This is a genomic window from Streptomyces sp. NPDC059201 (genome assembly GCF_042754585.1).
Lineage (GTDB): Bacteria > Actinomycetota > Actinomycetes > Streptomycetales > Streptomycetaceae > Streptomyces.
In genome coordinates this window covers 25,660-43,227 of the sequence record NZ_JBHZBB010000020.1, presented here as the reverse complement: position 1 = coordinate 43,227, position 17,568 = coordinate 25,660, and the positions used below count along the sequence as shown (strand labels likewise).

General features: G+C 72.7%; 17 protein-coding genes and 1 pseudogene. 9 read left to right on the top strand and 9 right to left on the bottom strand.

Annotated elements, in window-relative coordinates; all coding sequences use genetic code 11:
* Nucleotides 1-2: 2 nt before the first annotated feature.
* Nucleotides 3-1,412, bottom strand: a complete 1,410-nt coding sequence (locus ACFXMG_RS37950) for a PucR family transcriptional regulator (RefSeq protein WP_383824321.1) — start codon at nucleotides 1,410-1,412, stop codon at nucleotides 3-5.
* A 185-nt stretch (nucleotides 1,413-1,597) separates the two neighbouring features.
* Here ACFXMG_RS37950 and ACFXMG_RS37945 point away from each other — a divergent pair, with 185 nt between their 5' ends.
* The 3 genes from ACFXMG_RS37945 to ACFXMG_RS37935 all read left to right on the top strand — a co-directional run bounded on the left by ACFXMG_RS37945 (nucleotide 1,598) and on the right by ACFXMG_RS37935 (nucleotide 5,451).
* Nucleotides 1,598-3,088: a long-chain fatty acid--CoA ligase gene (locus tag ACFXMG_RS37945; protein WP_383824324.1), complete on the top strand. Its 1,491-nt coding sequence runs from the start codon at nucleotides 1,598-1,600 to the stop codon at nucleotides 3,086-3,088.
* 142 nt (nucleotides 3,089-3,230) lie between these two features.
* A complete protein-coding gene (locus ACFXMG_RS37940; RefSeq protein ID WP_383824327.1) occupies nucleotides 3,231-4,871 on the top strand; it encodes a carboxylesterase/lipase family protein in 1,641 nt (546 codons plus the stop codon).
* A gap of 139 nt (nucleotides 4,872-5,010) precedes the next feature.
* Nucleotides 5,011-5,451, top strand: a complete 441-nt coding sequence (locus ACFXMG_RS37935; protein WP_383824330.1) for a CoA-binding protein — start codon at nucleotides 5,011-5,013, stop codon at nucleotides 5,449-5,451.
* 39 nt (nucleotides 5,452-5,490) lie between these two features.
* On the opposite strand, the gene ACFXMG_RS37930 is transcribed toward ACFXMG_RS37935, so the two are convergent.
* Entirely contained in the window at nucleotides 5,491-6,054 is a 564-nt protein-coding gene (locus tag ACFXMG_RS37930; RefSeq protein ID WP_383824333.1) for a YbaK/EbsC family protein, read from the bottom strand.
* Nucleotides 6,055-6,143: 89 nt separating this feature from the next.
* Nucleotides 6,144-6,716, bottom strand: a complete 573-nt coding sequence (locus ACFXMG_RS37925; protein ID WP_383824336.1) for a helix-turn-helix domain-containing protein — start codon at nucleotides 6,714-6,716, stop codon at nucleotides 6,144-6,146.
* A 118-nt stretch (nucleotides 6,717-6,834) separates the two neighbouring features.
* Between ACFXMG_RS37925 and ACFXMG_RS37920 the strand changes: the two genes are divergently transcribed.
* A complete protein-coding gene (locus ACFXMG_RS37920; RefSeq protein ID WP_383824339.1) occupies nucleotides 6,835-7,698 on the top strand; it encodes an EamA family transporter in 864 nt (287 codons plus the stop codon).
* A 34-nt stretch (nucleotides 7,699-7,732) separates the two neighbouring features.
* On the opposite strand, the gene ACFXMG_RS37915 is transcribed toward ACFXMG_RS37920, so the two are convergent.
* Nucleotides 7,733-8,587 carry an acyltransferase gene (locus ACFXMG_RS37915; protein ID WP_383824341.1) on the bottom strand — a complete coding sequence of 285 codons (855 nt, stop codon included), beginning with the start codon at nucleotides 8,585-8,587 and terminating at the stop codon, nucleotides 7,733-7,735.
* 148 nt (nucleotides 8,588-8,735) lie between these two features.
* Between ACFXMG_RS37915 and ACFXMG_RS37910 the strand changes: the two genes are divergently transcribed.
* Entirely contained in the window at nucleotides 8,736-9,263 is a 528-nt protein-coding gene (locus ACFXMG_RS37910; protein ID WP_383824344.1) for a gamma carbonic anhydrase family protein, read from the top strand.
* 135 nt (nucleotides 9,264-9,398) lie between these two features.
* Here the strand turns inward: ACFXMG_RS37910 and ACFXMG_RS37905 are convergent, their stop codons facing one another.
* Nucleotides 9,399-10,091 (bottom strand): DedA family protein, encoded by a 693-nt coding sequence (locus ACFXMG_RS37905; protein ID WP_383824346.1) that lies wholly within the window; start codon nucleotides 10,089-10,091, stop codon nucleotides 9,399-9,401.
* A gap of 353 nt (nucleotides 10,092-10,444) precedes the next feature.
* Nucleotides 10,445-10,906 carry a DUF4442 domain-containing protein gene (locus ACFXMG_RS37900; protein ID WP_383824349.1) on the bottom strand — a complete coding sequence of 154 codons (462 nt, stop codon included), beginning with the start codon at nucleotides 10,904-10,906 and terminating at the stop codon, nucleotides 10,445-10,447.
* Nucleotides 10,907-11,024: 118 nt separating this feature from the next.
* On the opposite strand from ACFXMG_RS37900, the gene ACFXMG_RS37895 reads away from it, so the two are divergent.
* Both ACFXMG_RS37895 and ACFXMG_RS37890 read left to right on the top strand, forming a co-directional pair.
* A complete protein-coding gene (locus tag ACFXMG_RS37895; protein ID WP_383824352.1) occupies nucleotides 11,025-12,227 on the top strand; it encodes a hypothetical protein in 1,203 nt (400 codons plus the stop codon).
* Nucleotides 12,228-12,376: 149 nt separating this feature from the next.
* A complete protein-coding gene (locus ACFXMG_RS37890; RefSeq protein WP_383824355.1) occupies nucleotides 12,377-13,822 on the top strand; it encodes an MFS transporter in 1,446 nt (481 codons plus the stop codon).
* Here ACFXMG_RS37890 and ACFXMG_RS37885 read toward each other — a convergent pair.
* Nucleotides 13,784-14,629, bottom strand: coding sequence for a spermidine synthase (locus tag ACFXMG_RS37885; protein ID WP_383824358.1), 846 nt, complete (start codon nucleotides 14,627-14,629; stop codon nucleotides 13,784-13,786). The two genes, ACFXMG_RS37890 and ACFXMG_RS37885, sit on opposite strands and share 39 nt — an antisense overlap.
* A gap of 93 nt (nucleotides 14,630-14,722) precedes the next feature.
* Nucleotides 14,723-15,379 carry a DNA alkylation repair protein gene (locus tag ACFXMG_RS37880; protein ID WP_383824430.1) on the bottom strand — a complete coding sequence of 219 codons (657 nt, stop codon included), beginning with the start codon at nucleotides 15,377-15,379 and terminating at the stop codon, nucleotides 14,723-14,725.
* A 185-nt stretch (nucleotides 15,380-15,564) separates the two neighbouring features.
* Between ACFXMG_RS37880 and ACFXMG_RS37875 the strand changes: the two genes are divergently transcribed.
* Complete coding sequence (locus ACFXMG_RS37875; protein ID WP_383824361.1) at nucleotides 15,565-16,350, top strand: TVP38/TMEM64 family protein; 786 nt, start codon at nucleotides 15,565-15,567, stop codon at nucleotides 16,348-16,350.
* Between the two features lie 4 nt (nucleotides 16,351-16,354).
* Here the strand turns inward: ACFXMG_RS37875 and ACFXMG_RS37870 are convergent.
* Nucleotides 16,355-16,495: pseudogene (locus tag ACFXMG_RS37870) on the bottom strand (steroid 3-ketoacyl-CoA thiolase); the annotation flags it as partial.
* A 158-nt stretch (nucleotides 16,496-16,653) separates the two neighbouring features.
* Here ACFXMG_RS37870 and ACFXMG_RS37865 point away from each other — a divergent pair.
* Nucleotides 16,654-17,526, top strand: coding sequence for an undecaprenyl-diphosphate phosphatase (locus ACFXMG_RS37865; protein WP_383824364.1), 873 nt, complete (start codon nucleotides 16,654-16,656; stop codon nucleotides 17,524-17,526).
* The last annotated feature ends 42 nt before the right edge of the window (nucleotides 17,527-17,568 follow it).

Genomic DNA, 17,568 nt, shown 5'->3' with positions numbered 1-17,568 from the left:
GCCTACGTGCCGTACGCTTCCCGTTCCGCGCCGCCCGGACCGGACGGATCCGCCACGACCGGGGTGGCCCCGGGAGCGTCGGGGTGGCCGACGTACGGCAGCGCGCGCAGGGCAAGTGCCCAACCCAGGCGCGCCTCGCCCGATTCGCTGGAGCGGCCGGTGAGCTCGGCGACGCGGCTGATGCGGTTCAGCACGGTGTTGCGATGGCAGTAGAGGAGCTCCGCCGCGCGGGAGGCGGAACAGCCGTGGTCGAGCCAGACGCGGAGGGTGCTGAGGAGCGCGTTGCGCTCGCCGCCGGTGACGAGGACGGGCCCGAGGTTGACGGTGACGATCCGCTCGGCGATGTCGGGGCGGCCGCTGAGCAGGACCTCGGCGAGCCGTACGTCGAAGACGGCGGCCTCACCGCTCCCGGCGGGGAGGGTACGGAGGGTCTGCTCAGCGAGCCGGAGGGCGCGGCCCGCCTGGGAGAGGCGTTCGAACTCGGGCGAGACGCCCGCGGTGGCGCCGGTGCGTGTGCGCAGGGCGTCGAGGAGCCGGACGAGTGCCGGGTCGAGCCGGGTGACGGGCGGGGGCGGCGTCCGGCCGGCGGTCGTGTCGCGGCGCGGGAGGCGGACGATGCCGGCGTACCGCCCGGAACGCGGACGCCAGAACGACCACAGCCCCTGGGCTTCCAGTACGGGGCCGGGCTGCGGCGGCGCGGCCGGATCCTGGGTGGCGACCACGACGACGTACCGGTCCTGGGCGGGCACCCCCAGGGCGGCGGCCGCGGCGGAGGCGACGGCGGGGTCGTCAGCGCGGCCGTCGAGAAGGGCGTCGAAGAGGGCGGCCCGGCGGGTGTCCTGCTGGTTCTGGAGTTCCAGCTGGGCGAGGCGGTACGCGTCGGCCATGGCGACCGAATAGCGGTCGATGGTCTCCCAGACGGCCCCTGCGACGTCGAGCTCCAGGTCGCGGCTGTCCGCCTCGCGGCCGGTCCTTGTGCGCAGGTGCTCGGCCATGACCTGCCACAGGATCCGTCCGCCGCGCCGGTACGCCTGGAGGACGATGTCGAGCGGGACGCCCTGCTCGGCGCGGCGGCGGCCGGTCTCGCGGGCCGCGCCCTCGAAGTCGCCGCCGGTCGGGGCGAGCCCGCCGAAGTCCTCCAGGGCGCGCAGCAGGTTGTCGCGGCAGATCGCCCACAGGTCGTCGCGGGTGACGGGATCGCCGGAGGCGTACGTGCCGGAGTGGGCGCGGATGTCATCCACGGCGCGGTCGGTGAGCCGGTCGACATCGGCGAGCAGCGCGGTGGCGAGGGAGCGGCGGAGCGCGCCGGAACCGCCGACCGATCCGAGCCGGGTGTGGGCGCCGCGTGCGGCCGGTGGACCGGAAGAGCGGCCGGACGTGGGGTCGGGGGCGCCGGGCGGGCTGGGCGTCATGGCCGCACCGTAGCGCCGCGCTTTGGCGAATGCCACGCTCCGGTAGCGGCCGAGGGGCCGATGCCCAGCTCGGAAAGGCGCATGGTGGGCGTCTGCACATGGTGTCGCGGTGCTTCCACGATCGATTCTGAGCCGTGTCACAGAATGTTGACACCGCCGTCAACTCCACGTCTCTGGAGCGTGTCATGTCACTGAGCGTCGCCGGCGTGCTGGGCGAGTCCGCCCGCCACTTCCCCGACCGGATCGCCGTCGTCGAGGGCGCGAGCCGGTTCACCTACCGCGAGCTGTGGGACGCGGCGCTGCGCTGCGCCGCCGGGCTGCGCGAGGCGGGGGTGAAGCCGGGTGACCGGGTGGCGGTGCTGCTGCCGAACACCACCGAGTTCCTGCGCGTCTACTACGGCGCGCTCGCCGCCGGCGCCACCGTCGTGCCGGTGCACGCGCTGCTCGTCGCCGACGAGGTGCGTTTTGTGCTGGAGCACAGTGGCGCGGTGGCGATCGTGAGCGGTGGCCCGCTGTGGGCGGTCGCCGACGAGGCGGCGCGGGCGGCCGGTGTGCGCGCCTTCCAGGGCGCGCCGTCGGCGCCGGAACCGCTGGCCGCGGCGGAGCCGGCCGATCCGTCCGACACGGCGGTGATCCTCTACACGAGCGGCACCACGGGACGTCCCAAGGGGGCGCGTCTGACGCATCTCAACATCGTCATGAACGCGGCCGTGACCTCTCAGGATCTGCTCGGCCTCGGCGCGGACGACGTCGTCCTCGGGTGTCTGCCGCTGTTCCACAGCTACGGGCAGACGTGCGCCATGAACGGCACGCTGCGCCAGGGCGCGACGCTTGTGCTGATGCCCAGGTTCAGCGGGCCGGCGGCGCTGGACGTGCTCGCCGACGAGGGCGTGACGGTGTTCATGGGCGTGCCGACGATGTACCACGCGCTGGTGGAGGCCGCGGGCGCGTCCGAGCGGCGTCCGGAGGCGCTGCGGGCTGCGGTCTCCGGCGGCGCGGCGCTGCCGGTCGCCGTCCTGGAACGCTTCGAGGAGACGTTCCGGACACAGATCCTGGAGGGGTACGGCCTGACGGAGACCTCGCCGGTGGCGACGTTCAACCAGCCGCACCTCGGGCGCCGCCCCGGCACGGTGGGGCACCCGGTGTGGGGCGTCGAGGTCGGGGTCGCCGACGCGGCCATCGACGGCGAGATCCGACTGCTGCCGGACGGGGAGATCGGCGAGGTGGTTGTGCGGGGGCACAACATCTTCGCCGGCTACCTCGACGACCCCGAGGCGACGGCCGCGGCGATCGTGGACGGCTGGTTCCGCACCGGCGACCTGGGCGCACGGGACGAGGACGGCTTCCTGCGGATCGTGGACCGGAAGAAGGACCTGGTGATCCGGGGCGGGTTCAACATCTATCCGCGCGAGGTCGAGGAGGTCCTGGTCCGTCACCCGTCGGTGTCCGAGGTCGCCGTGATCGGCGTCCCCGACGAGGCGAAGGGCGAGGAGGTGTGCGCGGTGGTGGTCCGCCGCGAGGGCGCCGCCTCCCTCACGGAGGACGAACTCGTCGACTGGGCGCGGGAGCGTCTCGGCCGGCACAAGTACCCGCGCCTCGTCCGCTTCGTCGACGCGCTGCCCCTCGGCCCGACCGGCAAGGTCCTCAAGCGCGCGCTGGTGATCTCCGCCGGCTGACCCCGGTCGCCGAGCCGAGCAGCCGCGCTCTCCCCCGCTCTCCCTCGTTCTCCCCCGCTCCGCCTCTCCCCTCCGACGCCGCGGTGAGTCATCATCCACCGCACGGCCTCACCATCGCCCCTCTGCACGGAAGGAAGCAGCCATGACGACGCCGGACCAGGATCGGGTTCAGGATCAGGACGCCGTCGACGGAGCGGGGGCGCCCGAGGTGGTGCTTGTCTCCGGGCGGGTGAGCGGCGCGTTCGTGGTTGACGGGGTGGCCGGCTTCCTCGGCGTGCCGTACGCGCAGGCGCCGTTCGGGGCGCTCCGCTTCCGGGCGCCGGAGCCGGTGGAGCCGTGGGAGGGAGTGCGGAAGGCGACGGAGTTCGGACCCACCGCGCCGAAGCGGCCCTACGCTCCGCCGCTGGACGCGCTGTTGCCCGACCCCACCATCGACGGCGACAACTACCTCAATCTCAATGTCTGGGCGCCCTGGGGTCCGGCGGGTCCGGCGGGCGGTCCCTCCGCTGAGGCCACCGCCGGCAGCGGCGATGGCGGCGGTGGCGGCAGCCGGCCGGTGATGGTGTGGATCCATGGCGGTTCGCTGATCCACGGTTCCAACGCCGTGCCCGTCTACGACGGGACCGCCTTCGCGCGCGACGGAGTCGTCCTCGTCTCTCTCAACTATCGGCTCGGGGTGGAGGGGTTCGGGGTGTTCCCCGACGCGCCGGCGAACCTCGGCCTGCGCGACCAGATCGCCGCGCTCGAGTGGGTGCGGGAGAACATCGCGGCCTTCGGCGGCGATCCGGAGCGGGTGACGGTGTTCGGGGAGTCGGCGGGTGCGATCTCGATCGCCGCGCTGCTCGCCTCGCCCCTCGCGCGGGGGCTGTTCCGGAGGGCGGTCGTACAGAGCGGAGCGCCGATGGCGCTCCCGATGGAGCGCGCACGGCGCACGACCGAAGCGGTGGCCAAGCGGCTCGGGATCCCGGCGACGGCGGAGGCGTTCGCGGCCGTGGACCGGGAACGGCTGCTCACCGCTCAGACGGAGGTGACGGCGAAGGGCTCGCCCCTGACCGGCAGCGGACACTCCTTCCAAATCGTGGTGGACGGCGACGTCCTGCCCCGCGATCCGGCGGAGGCGCTGACGGGCGGCGGTTCGACCGGATCCGCCTCCACGCGCAAGCCTTCTGGGCACATGCCCAATGCCTCGGCCCCGCCCTCAGGGCTCGACTCCGCCGAAGTGGATCTGCTGCTGGGGACGACGGCGGAGGAGTACCGGCTCTGGTTCGTGCCGAGCGGGCTCGTGGAGCGGTTGTCGCCGCTGATGCTGCGGCTCGCGCTGTGGAAGACGCGGGTCTCGTCCCGTACAGCGCGGGTCTACCGGGCGAACCGGCCTCAAGCCCGCCCCGGCGAGGTCCTGGGCGCGCTCGCCACCGACAAGTTGCTGCGGGTGCCGTTGAACGCGATGGCCGACGCGCGGCTGCGATCGGGTGCGGCCGGCCGCACCTACCTGTACGAGTTCGGCTGGCCGTCGCCCGTGCTCGGATTGGGCGCCTGCCACGCGTTGGAGCTCGGCTTCGTCTTCGACACCCTGGACACGCCGGAGGCGGAGGCGATGACCGGGCCGGACGCACCGCGCGCTCTGGCCGAGGCCATGCACGCGGCGTGGGTGGCGTTCGCGACGGAGGGTGACCCCGGGTGGCGGGCATGGGACGCGGAACGGCCGGTGATGACCTTCGGTCCGGGCACTCCGACTCTGGTCCTGGCGCCTCGCGAGGACGAACGGCGAGCCTGGGACGCCTGACGCCATCCGCCTGACTCTGCCGCGCCCGCCTTGGCCATCGCTTCCGCCTCACTCCTCCCACTCTGCACGGGAAGGATCCGGTGTCCCCGTGGGTTCGTAACGAGGGAAGGCTCGTACGGAACGAAGGAAGGCATCAGGGATGAGCGTCGACACCACGACCACCGAGGCGACGGAGCGTTCCGAGGAGGAGACCGTCCGCCGGATCCTGACGGGCACGGGCGACACCTGGGCGATCGTGGGCCTCTCCTCGAACAGGGAGCGTGCCGCGTACGGGGTGGCCGCCGTGCTCCAGCGCTTCGGCAAGCGGATCGTCCCGGTCCACCCGAAGGCGGAGACGGTTCACGGTGAGCCCGGCTACGCGTCCCTCGCCGACATCCCCTTCCCCGTCGACGTCGTCGACGTCTTCGTCAACAGCGACCTGGCCGGCGCGGTCGCCGACGAGGCACGGGAGGTCGGCGCGAAGGCGGTCTGGTTCCAGCTGGGCGTCGTCGACGAGGCCGCGTACGCCCGCACGACCGGCGCGGGCCTGGACATGGTGATGGACCGCTGCCCCGCCATCGAGATCCCGCGCCTGGGCTGATGCCCAGGGCCTGCCCGTCGCGCCGCGCTCGACGCACCGTCACGTCGCGGGCAGGCCCAGGCTCTCCAGCACGACGGCGTTCGGGAGTTGGGCAAGTGCCTTGCCCGGGACGATGATCTTGCCGCGTCGGCGGCCGCTGCCCAGGAGGACCCACGGGGTGTCGACGGCGGCGGCGTCGACGAGGAGGAGCCAGTCGGCGGGGAGGCCGATGGGGGTGATGCCGCCGTACTCCATGCCGCTGTCGCCGGTCGCGGTGTCCATCGAGGCGAACCGCGCCTTGCGCGCGCCGAGGTGTTTGCGTACGACGCCGTTCACGTCGACGCGGCTCGCGGACTTGACCACGCACGCGGCGAGGGTCGTCGTCTCGCCGCGCTTGCCTGCGACGACGACGCAGTTGGCGGACTGGTCCAGGAGTTCGGGGCCGTGGTGCTCCACGAAGACGGCGGTGTCGGCGATGGCCGGGTCGGTGTCGACGTAGAGGATCTGGTCGGCCTGGACCGGCCCGGTCCAAGCGCGGACCGCCGCGGCGACGGGAGGCGTGAGGAGGTCGAGGCAGTCGAGGGCGGGCCGGGCGTCGTCGAAGTCTCCGATGGGTGCGCGCATGCGCGTCACGCTAACCGCCCCCACCCGCCCCACGACCGGCCGTCTCACCGTACGAACCAGCCCCGCAACGTACCGACCCGGCCGCGTCCTCAGCGTACGGGCGGGATCGAGACGGCCATGGTCATCTCGACCGTCTCCTCTCCGTCGTTGCGGTACGTGTGCGGGGCCGCCGCCTCGAAGACGGCGGAGGTGCCGGCGGGGACGGTGTGCTCGACGCCGTCGACGACCAGGGTGAGCACGCCGGCGACGACGTGGAGCAGCTCCGTCGTGCCCTGCGGGTGCGGGTCGGAGGCGCTGCCCTCGCCCGGCACGAGGGACCAGGACCAGAGTTCGAGGGGGCCGCGGGCCTCGGTGCCGACGAGCAGGGTGGTGTAGCTGCCGGCCGGGGTGGACCACATGCGGACGGCCTGCTCCGGCGGGACGAGCCGGACGTGGGAGCCCTGCTCGTAGTCGAGGAGGGTGGTGATGGAGACGCCGAGTGCGTCGGCCAGCTTCACGGTGGTGCCGACGCTCGGGTTGGTCCGTGCCTGCTCGATCTGGATGATCATGCCGCGGCTGACCCCGGCGCGGGCGGCGAGCGCGTCCAGGGTGAAGCCCCGTTCGTTGCGCCAGCGCTTCAGGTTGCGGGCGAGCGACTGGGTCAGCTGGTCGAGGTCCGACACATTCCGTCCAATATCTTGGATGACAGAGTTCAACATACTGCACTACGGTGAGGTGCACCCGATCGTGCACTGCACTGTACTGCCCCCGCTCCACCCGTACCTGCCTGCGAGGACCTCCATGACTGCCGTGTTCGCCCTGGCCACCGCCCTCCTGTGGGGCTTCGCCGACTTCGGGGGCGGACTGCTCACCCGGCGCATCCCGGCCCTCACCGTCGTCGTGGTCTCGCAGAGCCTCGCGGTCCTGGTCCTCGGCGCGGTCGTCCTCGCGACGAGCGCGTGGACCGAGGCCGGACCCGACCTCTGGTACGCCGTCGCCGCGGGCGTCGTCGGCCCCGCCGCCATGCTCGCCTTCTACAAGGCCCTCGCGCTCGGCCCGATGGGCGTCGTCTCGCCGCTCGGTTCGCTCGGCGTGGTGGTCCCCGTCACCGTCGGCCTGGTGCTCGGCGACCGGCCCGGCCTCCTCCAGGTCGGCGGCCTCGTCGCGGCGGTGGTGGGCATCGTCCTCGCCGGCGGCCCCGAGTTGCGCGGCGCGCCCGTCCAGCGGCAGGCCGTCGTCCTCACCCTCTTCGCCGCTTTCGGGTTCGGCGCCGTCATGGCGCTCATCGCCGAGGCGTCGACCACCCTCACCGGCCTCTTCCTCGCGCTGTTCGTGCAGCGCGTCACGAACGTGGCCGTCGGCGGCGGCGCCCTCTACCTCTCCGTACGGCGCGGTGGCCGCGCGCTGCCCGAGGAGGGCTTCCGGGTGATCCGCGGCGCGCTGCCGGCGCTCGCCTTCGTGGGCCTCGCCGACGTCGCCGCCAACGGCACGTACGCGCTGGCCGCGCAGCGCGGCCCGGTCCTGGTGGCCGCCGTGCTCGCCAGCCTCTACCCGGTCGTGACGGCGCTCGCCGCCTTCGGCATGCTCCGCGAACGGCTGCGCGCGATCCAGGCGACGGGGGCGGGACTCGCACTCGTCGGCACGGTCCTCATCGCGGGCGGCTGACGCACGGCCGCGCATCGGCGAAGGGTGACGGGCCTCAGGAGGTTGACGCCTTGGCGCCCGCATCCCCCGCGTTCGCGGCGTCCACCGCATCCACCATGTCCGTCACCAGCGCCACGCCCGTTGCCCCCGCCGCGTCCGCCCCGGCCCCCTCCTGCTCGATCTCCCAGGCGGCCAGTGCCGCCAACTGCTCGGGGGTGATGTCGTCGGGGATCGGCTTCGGGGCCGGGGTGCGCAGGGGCGGCTGCCAGCCCTGTTCCGGATCCCAGCGCCGTACGACCCTGGCCGGGGCGCCCGCCACCACCGAGTGGTCCGGCACCTCCCCGCGTACGACCGCGCCGGCGGCGACCACGACGTTGCGGCCGATCCGGGCGCCCGGCAGGATCACCGCGCCCGTGCCCAGCCAGCAGCCGGGGCCGATCGAGACCGGCTCGGAGCGGGGCCACTGACGGCCTATGGGCTCGTGCGGGTCGTCGTAACTGTGATTGGTCGACGTGATGTAGACGTACGGGCCGCAGTACGTGTCCGAGCCGATGGTGATCGTCGTGTCGGCGATGACGTGGCTGCCCCGCCCGAGCACGACACCGTCGCCGAGGGTCAGGACCGTCTCCGTGCCGAGGTCGAGGCCCGGCAGCATCCCCGCCGTCAGGGTGACCTGTTCGGCGATGATGCAGCACTCGCCGATCTCGATCCACGGCTCGCCGAAGAGCGTGCCTTGTGGGAATGCCAAACGCGTGCCCGCGCCGAGGCGCCGGAACCGGAGCCGCCCGGGGTGCTCCGCCGTCACCGCGCCCGCCTGCTGTGCCCAGCGCCAGCCGCCCTGGAGCGCGTGGGCGACGACCCGTCGCCGCCAGGCCGCCAGGGATGAGAACGTGTTTCCGTTTCTGGGCACCCCGACACCGTAGTCGGCGGCGTCGGGGCTGATCAGTGCGGTCCCCTGTGATGTCCGTCATGAGCTCGGCATAGGGTGCGGGCAGACAACCGGAAGGCGCGACACCACCACGGCCGCACGGGCCGTACGGACCCTCAGGAGTGACCCCATGGCAGAGGCGTTGATCAAGGCCGTCGGCGGCAAGGAACCGAGCGTCGACCCGACCGCGTTCACGGCGCCGACCTCGGTGGTCCTCGGCGAGGTGACGCTCGGGGCGCGTGCCGGCGTCTGGTACCACGCGGTGCTGCGCGCCGACTGCGGCCCCATCACCGTCGGCGAGGACTCCAACATCCAGGACAACTGCACCGTCCACGTCGACCCCGGCTTCCCCGTCTCGATCGGCGACCGGGTGACGGTCGGGCACAACGCGACCGTGCACGGCTGTGTCATCGAGGACGACGTCCTCGTCGGCATGGGCGCGACGGTGCTCAACGGCGCCCGCATCGGCGCCGGCTCGCTCATCGCGGCGCAGGCACTGGTGCCGCAGGGCATGCAGGTCCCGCCCGGCTCCCTCGTCGCCGGCGTCCCCGCGAAGGTGCGCCGCCCGCTGACGGAGGAGGAGCTGGCGGGCATCCGCCTGAACGCCGAGATGTACGTCCACCTGGCCAAGGGCCACGCCGAGGCGCACGAGGGCTGACCGCGTTCCGGCACACGTCGGGGCGGCGGTGGCCGGCGGTCGTACGTGACGGACCTCTGACGTACGTAACGGAGGGCGACGCCCGGAACGAATCCGGGTGCCGCCCTCCGTCGCGTACGGGTACGGGGTGCGCGCTCAGTCCGCCGCGACCGGCTCCAGCGGAGCCTCGGAACGCTGCTTCGCCTCGGGGTGCTGCTGTGCCGCGGGGTGCTGCTGCGCCTCCGCGGCCACCTTCTTCGCGCGGTTCTTGATGATGAGCATCGAGGTGATGCCGATGAGGACGGCGAGCACCAGGCCCAGCCAGGAGAATCGCTTCAGCCATGCCTCGGCGACGACGCCGACGGAGTAGATGACGGCGGTGGTGCCGCCCGCCCACAGGATGCCGCCGAAGACGTTGGCGATGAGGAACTTCCAGTACGGCATCTTCAGGACGCCCGCGAGCGGCCCGGCGAAGATCCGCAGGAGGGCGATGAAGCGGCCGAAGAAGACCGCCCACATGCCCCACTTCTGGAAGGAGCGTTCGGCGAGCGCGATGTTCGCCTCGCTGAAGTGTTTGGGGAACTTGCCGCCGAGCCAGGCGAGCAGCGGACGGCCGCCCCTGCGGCCGATCGCGTACCCGATCGAGTCGCCGATGATCGCACCGGCGGTGGCGCAGGCGCCCAGGACGTACGGGTTGATGTCGCCGTGCTGTGAGGCGAGCAGGGCCGAGCTGACGAGGACGATCTCGCCGGGGAGCGGGATGCCGAGGCTCTCCAGTCCGATCACCACCCCCACCAGCGCGTAGATGGCGACGGCCGGGATCGTCTCCAGCCACTCCTGGACGTGCAACGCGGGTTCCTCCCGTTGTGCCGGCGCGGCCCCGGTCGCGGGCCGCTGCGGTGGCGCGCCCCGCGTCGGGCACGCCGGGGCAGCCTACCCGGTCAGCTCGAACGGCCCTCGGCCGTGCCGGTCACCCCTTCGCGTACGGCCGACGTCGCGTCTCGCCGGACAGGCTGCGGCTCCTCGGCGTGGCCGGCCGGGCGCCTCCAGCGCCGGGCCGGGGCGGGGTGGGGTGGGCCGGGGCGGGGTGGGCCGCCGCCCCTGAACGCGACCGCCCCCACACCCGAGGGGAGGGTGCGGGGGCGGGGAAGCCGGATCCGATCCAGTACCGGCCGGGCACGCGCGCGTGCCCGGCGGGTAGGTCACTTGCCGAGGTTGTTGGGCCTCAGGGTCCACGTCACCGTCATCTCGCCGGTGACCGCGCCGTCCTCGCGGGTGATGTCGATGCGTACGGGGAACTCGGGGCGCTGTCCGGCGTCGAGTTCGGCGACGACGTCGGCGACGGGGCGGCCGAGGGTGGCGGTCGCTGTGACGACGCCCATCGCGAGCTTCTTGTACGCGATCTCGGCGTTGACGGCGAGCGGCACGGCGCGGCCGAGCTGGTCGCCGAAGGCGGCAAGCACGATGGCGCCACTGGCGGACTCGGCGAGGGTGAACATGGCGCCGGCGTGCGGCCCGCCGACGTGGTTGTGATACGCGGGCTGGTCGGGCAAACGCACAACGGCGCGCTCGGCGGTGGTCTCCAGGAACTCCAGGTTGAGGGTTCCTGCCATGGGGACCGTGGCGGCGAGCATGTCGCCGATCGACTTCTGGTCTGCGCTCATGTGCTGTGATGTTACCCGCGAGTAGAAGGCTTGGCCATGCCTTCTCCGGCCGGATGCCCGCCGCCGGGGAAGGGCCGGGCATGGCCCGGTCGACGTCACCCCTCTATCGTTACGGGCCATGTGGCCAGGACAGCAGCCGCCCGGGGGCGAGCAGAACCCGCAGGACCCGAATCAAAACCCGAACCCGAGCCAGAACCCGTACCAGCAGCCGGGGTACCAGCAGCCCAACCCGTACCAGCAGCCGATCCAGCCGGGTTACCCGCAGCAGGGCGGGTACCCGCAGGCGCCCGGCCAGCCCCAGCAGGGCGGCTGGCCGCAGCAGCCGGGACAGCCGGGGCAGCCGCCGCAGGGGCACCCCCAGCAGGGGTACCCGCAGCAGGGATACGCGCAGCCGAACCCGTACCAGCAGCCGACCGTGCCGCAGTACCAGGTGCCCGGCCCCGGCCCCGGCCCCACCCCGCCGCAGGGCCCGGGCGGTGGCGACCGGAAGCGGACGACGCTCATCGCGATCGTGGCCGCCACGGCGGTGGTCGTCGCGGGCGGCGTGACCGGCTTCCTCGTACTGAACAAGGACGACGACAAGAAGGACGTCGCCGACAAGCCGACCACGACCTCCTCGGCCTCGGCCTCCGACTCCGCCTCCGATTCGGCCTCGCCGGAATCCGACGAGCCGTCCGGCACCCCCACCACCGAACTCGACAACCCGCGCGACAGCGAGGAGTTCCAGCCGACGATCCCCGGCTGGAAGGTCGTCCACAACCCGTCGTACGGCACCCTCTTCGACGTCCCGCCGGAGTGGGAGGTCGGCAAGCCGACCATGAACGTGGGCTTCGAGGACTCCAAGAAGAACGACGGCAGCCCGCTCGTCATCATGTCCGGCCCCGCCGACCTCAAGAGCAAGTGGTGCGCCGTCGACTCGGACAAGAACGGCAAGCCCGAGTACTCGGGACTGGCCGGCGCGGGCACCAAGGGCAACCAGGGTGCCAAGGACACCGCCTCCGCGGCGCGCGGCCAGGCCGGCATGTGGGTGTGGGCCGCCTTCGCGCAGCACATGCCCGAGAAGACCATCCAGATCAGCAAGGCGGTCTCGTACACCACCGCGTCGGGCCTCAAGGGGAGCGTGGCGACGGCCACCGCCCCGAAGGTGAAGAAGCGCGACAAGTGCGAGACCGACGGCAAGTCGATCGCGTTCACCTTCATCAACGCCGAGAACGACTTCTCGACGTTCGTGCTGTACGCGGCCGACGGCGTGAAGGACGAGCTTCCCGACGCGACGATCCAGAAGATCCTCTCCACGGTCCGGCTCACGAAGAGCTCCTGACCGACCGGCGCGACGACCCGTCCGGTACGACCCGTGGGACGACCGGGCCGGTACGACCCTGGGCCGACCCGGCCGGTGTGATCATCGGTCCGGTTATTGGTCCGGTAATCGGTTTGGCAGGAACGGGAGGCGGCGGGGATAGTCCCGGAGTGACGAATCGCTCCGCCTCCCCCCGCAGCGCGCGCCGACCCGAATGGGCCGGGCGCAACTACGTGCTGCTCACCGCCTCCACCATCGTGACGAGCCTCGGCGCCCACGGCGCCCTGATCGCCACCACCTGGGCCGTCTTCGAGTCCGGCGGCGACGCTGGTGACGTGGGCCTCGTCGCGATGGCGCGCTTCCTGCCGCTCGTCCTCTTCCTGCTCATAGGCGGCGCGGTGGCGGACCGCGTCCCCCGGCACCGGGTGATGGTCGCGGCCAACGCGCTCAACTTCGTCTCGCAGGCGGTCTTCGCCGCGCTCGTGCTCTCCGGTACCGCCGAGCTCTGGCAGATGATGGTGCTCACCGGCCTCTGCGGCACCGGTCAGGCGTTCTTCAACCCGGCCGCCGAGGGCATGCTCATGTCCAGCGTCACGGGTGAGCAGGCGAGCCGCGCCTTCGCCTTCTACCGGATGGCGATGCACGGCGCGGGGATCGGCGGTGCCGCGCTCGGCGGCGCGCTCGTCGCCTTCGTCGGCCCCGGCTGGGTCCTCGCCGTCGACGCCCTCGCGTTCGCCGTGGCGGGCGGCCTGCGGGCGTTCCTCGACGTCAGCGGCATCCCCGACCGCAAGCCCGGCGGCGGGCTCTTCGCCGATCTGCGCGAGGGGTGGCAGGAGTTCATCGGCCGGCCCTGGCTGTGGTCGATCGTCGCCCAGTTCTCGGTCGTGGTCGCGCTCATCGGCGCGGTCGAGGCGGTGTACGGACCCCTGGTCGCCCGCGACGAACTCGGCGGCGCCCGCCCGTGGGGCATCGCGCTCGCCGGATACGGCGTGGGCACGGTCGCCGGCGCCATCCTCATGACCCGGTGGAAGCCGCGCCGGATGCTGCTCGTCGGCACGCTCGGCGTCTTCCCGATCGCTCTGCCCTCGGCGGCCCTCGCGATCCCTCTGCACGCGGTGGGGCTCACCCTGGTCATGTTCGTCAGCGGCGTGGCGATGGAGATCTTCGGCGTCTCCTGGATGACGACGATGCACCAGGAGATCCCGGAGGAGAAGCTCTCCCGGGTCTCCGCCTACGACTGGTTCGGCTCCACCGCGCTGCTGCCGCTGTCGACCGCCCTCGCGGGTCCGGCAGAGACCGCGTTCGGCCGGACGGCCTCGCTGTGGGGCGCGGTGGTCCTGATGACCCTGGTCACCGCCCTGGTCCTGCTCGTCCCCGACGTACGCAACATGACCCGGCGTCCACACGCCACGACGGCGGCGAAGGGTGACGCGCGCACGGAGGTTGACGCCGGTACGGAGGTCGGCGCCGGTACGGAGGTCGGTGCCGGCGTGACGGCGGACATCGGTACAAAGCTGGCCGCGCCGGTCGGAACCCCCATCCCGGGCGCGGGTGTCGCCGTGCCCGTGCCCGGAGTGTCACCCGATGCCGAAGGCGCCCTCGGGCGGAACGGGTGACCCCACCGCTTCGGCGTCGTCGACCGGAGCCGCGTCCCCGGTGAACCGCGCCAGCGCCTCCCCGTGTTCCACGCGCGCGGGGAAGGCGTCCCCGGCCGCGCGACGGGTGAGCCCTGGGATGTCGAACGGCGCGTCGGAGGCGACCAGGATCGTGTTCCCGAAGCGCCGGCCGCGCAGCACCGCCGGTTCCGCGACGAGCGCCAGCTCGGGGAAGACCGCCGCGAAGGTGGCGAGCTGGGTGCGGAGGAAGGCGAACGGCGCGCCGTCCGCGAGGTTCGCCGCGTAGATCCCGCCCGGACGCAGCACGCGCCGGACCTCGCGCGCGTACGCGAGGGAGGTGAGGTGCGCCGGGACGCGCGAGCCGCCGAAGACGTCGCCGACGATCAGGTCGGCGGAGGCGGCGGGAGCCGCTTCCAGCCAGGCGCGCGCGTCGGCGGTGTGCACGATCACACCGGAGCCCTCGGGCAGCGGCAGGTGTTCGGCGACGAGCGCGACGAGTCCGCCGTCGGCCTCGACGACGTCCTGGCGCGAACCGGGACGGGTGAGCGAGACATACCGAGGCAGCGAGAGCGCTCCGCCGCCGAGGTGCAGCACGTCCAGCGGCGCGCCCGCGTCGGCCGCGACATCGACGACGTGCCCGAGCCGGCGGGCGTACTCGAACTCCAGGTGGTCGGGGGCGTCGAGGTCGACGTACGACTGCGGGGCGCCGTCGACCGTGAGGAGCCAGGCCCGCTCCCGGTCCACGTCGGGCATGAGACGCGCGGTGCCGTGGTCGACCTCGCGCAGGACGGGGATCTGCTCGTTCACCCCCTCATTGTGCAACCGCCCAGAACATGCTCGCGCCCCCAAGTGCGCGAGGCCCGCGTCCCGCCCTTCGCCGCCCCCGCCCGGCGGTGCGGCTCACAGGTGCTTGAGGGCCTCGCGGACGGAGAGCGGGGAGAAGAGGGAACGGTTGTCCGCGACGAAGGCGCGCACCTCGCCGGGGGCGGTCTTGGCGTACTCACGCAGGCTCCAGCCGATCGCCTTCCGGAGGAAGAAGTCGGTGTCGGCGGAGCGCCGCAGGCAGTACGCGAAGAGCCGGTCGGCGTCCGTGTCCCCCTTGAACCGCAGCTGGTGGAGGAGGGCGGTGCGCGCGATCCACGGATCCTCGTCGTCGATCCAGACGTCCATCTCGCCGCCGAGCGCGGGGTCGGCGGCGACGAGTCCGCCGACGACGTGGGCGGCGAGGTGGTCGACCGTGTCCCACCAGGAGACGGTCGTCACGAGCCGGCGGGCGACGGGCAGGAAGCCGGACGAGCAGCGCTTCACATGACGGCGCAGGTAGTCGACGGCGAAGTAGTGGTACTCGCGCTCGGGGAGGGCGAAGCAGCGCAGGGCGATCGCCGCGCAGTCGTCCTCGCCGGGGCGGGGCGTGCCGGCGAGGACGGTACGGGAGAGGGCGCGGCGCTCCGGTGACCGGATGCCGAGGAAGGGCGCCACGCCCTTCATGTACGCGACCATCTCCTGCGCCCGGAAGGGGTTCCCGGCGGCGGGGTAGACCGTGGTGAGCCGGTCCATGACGGCGTCGGCGAGCTCGCTGTCGGGGACCTCGTACGGGAGCCGACCGGGGACGTCGTGCGAGGGCACGTCGGGGACCTCGTACGGGCGCGGGCGCTCGGCGGAGGCGTCGCGGGGCGGGTGACCGGGGTCGGACATGGCGCACATTACGGCGATCATACGGAGGTCTCCGTTACTCTCCCGGGATGCTCGCTCCCGTGCCCCGGCCGACGGACCCGTTCGCCGTCCGCTGCTCCCGGGCCCTGCTCTCGCCCTGGTCTCGGCTCTCGCTGCTCGCGCTCGTCCTGCTGACGGCCGCCACGCTGGTGGTGCTGTACGAACCGCAGCGCCTGCTCGCCTCGGGATGGCCGCAGACGGGCGGCGCCGGCGCCGTGCTGCTGTTCGGCCTGGCGTACGGGCTCTGCACCGCGGCCTTCGTGCCCCGCCCGGTGCTGAACCTGGCGGCGGGGGCGCTCTTCGGCACCGGCGCCGGGCTGACGGCGGCGGTCGCGGGCACGGTACTGGGCGCCGGAATCTCGTTCACGCTGGGCCGGGTACTCGGGCAGGAGGCTCTGCGGCCGCTGCTCAAGGGGCGGTGGCTCCAGGCGGCGGACGGGCAGCTGAGCCGGCACGGTTTCCGCTCGATGCTGGCGATCCGCCTCTTCCCCGGCGTCCCGTTCGCCGCCGCCAACTACTGCGCGGCGGTCTCCCGGATGGGGTACGTACCGTTCCTGCTGGCGACGGCGATCGGCACGGTCCCGAACACGGCGGCGTACGTGGTCGCCGGGTCCCAGGCGGGCGAGCCGGGCTCTCCCGCCTTCCTGATCTCGGCCGGGTTCATCGTCCTGTCGGGGCTCGCCGCGGCGGTCGTAGCCTGGCGAAAGCGACACGCACTGCGCCGCCCGACCACGGCCCCAGCCCCAGCCCCAGCCCCAGCCGCCACCCCTGCCACAGCCCCCACCCCCGTCCCCGCCGCCCAAACAGCCCGCTAAAGCGCGCCTCGACGATCATCGCGTTCGCGAGTCCGCCGACCTCGCACATGGCCTGGAGGCCGTAATGGGCCCCGGCGCGCGGGGCGTGGACGAGGGTGGTGGTGAGGCGGGTGCCCCTGGCGCTGAGGGGGTGGTCGAGGGCGAGGCAGACCGGGCGAGCCTGCGCGCCGGCGTCCGCGCACCGGCCTGAACCACGACGGGGCCCGCCGCCGAGGCGACCTGATCACGAACACGTCACCTTGGGGCGGTACAGTGCGCTCGACCTTCTGACCGCACTAGTACAAACGGGACGGCCCAAGCCCCATGAGTTGGTTCGAATCGTTCATCCTCGGACTCGTCCAGGGGCTGACGGAGTTCCTTCCCATCTCCTCCAGCGCGCACCTCCGGCTGACCGCGGCCTTCGCCGGCTGGGAGGACCCGGGCGCGGCCTTCACCGCGATCACGCAGATCGGCACGGAGACCGCCGTCCTGATCTACTTCCGCAAGGACATCGGCCGGATCATCACGTCGTGGTTCCGCTCGCTGACGGACAAGTCGATGCGCTCCGACCACGACGCGCAGATGGGCTGGCTGGTGATCGTCGGCTCGATCCCGATCGGTGTCCTCGGCATCACGCTCAAGGACCAGATCGAGGGCCCGTTCCGCGATCTGCGGCTCATCGCCACCACGCTCATCGTGATGGGCATCGTCCTCGGCATCGCCGACCGGCTCGCCGCCCGCGACGAGATCGGCGGCCGGCACCGGGCGATCCGCGAGCGCAAGACGCTCAAGGACCTCGGCATCCGTGACGGCCTGATCTACGGCTTCTGCCAGGCGATGGCCCTCATCCCGGGCGTCTCCCGCTCCGGCGCCACGATCTCCGGCGGTCTGCTCATGGGGTACACCCGCGAGTCCGCTGCCCGCTACTCGTTCCTCCTGGCCATCCCCGCCGTCCTCGCCTCCGGCGCCTACGAGCTGAAGGACGCGGGCGAGGGACACGTCTCCTGGGGGCCGACGGTCTTCGCGACGATCGTCGCGTTCGTGGTCGGCTACGCGGTGATCGCCTGGTTCATGAAGTTCATCACCACGAAGTCCTTCATGCCCTTCGTGATCTACCGCATCGCGCTCGGCATCCTGCTGTTCATCCTGGTCGGCGCCGGAGTCCTCAGCCCGCACGCGGGCGAGTCCGGCGGCTGACGGACGGGACGGCAGGGAAGGCTACGATGCCCAGCCGTCCCG

Excerpts from the sequence above, each read along its gene's own strand:
- ACFXMG_RS37950 (WP_383824321.1), bottom strand. The coding sequence starts at position 1,412 with ATGACGCCCAGCCCGCCCGGCGCCCCCGACCCCACGTCCGGCCGCTCT.
- ACFXMG_RS37945 (WP_383824324.1), top strand. The coding sequence starts at position 1,598 with ATGTCACTGAGCGTCGCCGGCGTGCTGGGCGAGTCCGCCCGCCACTTC.
- ACFXMG_RS37940 (WP_383824327.1), top strand. The coding sequence starts at position 3,231 with ATGACGACGCCGGACCAGGATCGGGTTCAGGATCAGGACGCCGTCGAC.
- ACFXMG_RS37935 (WP_383824330.1), top strand. The coding sequence starts at position 5,011 with ATGAGCGTCGACACCACGACCACCGAGGCGACGGAGCGTTCCGAGGAG.
- ACFXMG_RS37930 (WP_383824333.1), bottom strand. The coding sequence starts at position 6,054 with ATGCGCGCACCCATCGGAGACTTCGACGACGCCCGGCCCGCCCTCGAC.
- ACFXMG_RS37920 (WP_383824339.1), top strand. The coding sequence starts at position 6,835 with ATGACTGCCGTGTTCGCCCTGGCCACCGCCCTCCTGTGGGGCTTCGCC.
- ACFXMG_RS37910 (WP_383824344.1), top strand. The coding sequence starts at position 8,736 with ATGGCAGAGGCGTTGATCAAGGCCGTCGGCGGCAAGGAACCGAGCGTC.
- ACFXMG_RS37900 (WP_383824349.1), bottom strand. The coding sequence starts at position 10,906 with ATGAGCGCAGACCAGAAGTCGATCGGCGACATGCTCGCCGCCACGGTC.
- ACFXMG_RS37895 (WP_383824352.1), top strand. The coding sequence starts at position 11,025 with ATGTGGCCAGGACAGCAGCCGCCCGGGGGCGAGCAGAACCCGCAGGAC.
- ACFXMG_RS37880 (WP_383824430.1), bottom strand. The coding sequence starts at position 15,379 with ATGGACCGGCTCACCACGGTCTACCCCGCCGCCGGGAACCCCTTCCGG.
- ACFXMG_RS37875 (WP_383824361.1), top strand. The coding sequence starts at position 15,565 with ATGCTCGCTCCCGTGCCCCGGCCGACGGACCCGTTCGCCGTCCGCTGC.
- ACFXMG_RS37865 (WP_383824364.1), top strand. The coding sequence starts at position 16,654 with ATGAGTTGGTTCGAATCGTTCATCCTCGGACTCGTCCAGGGGCTGACG.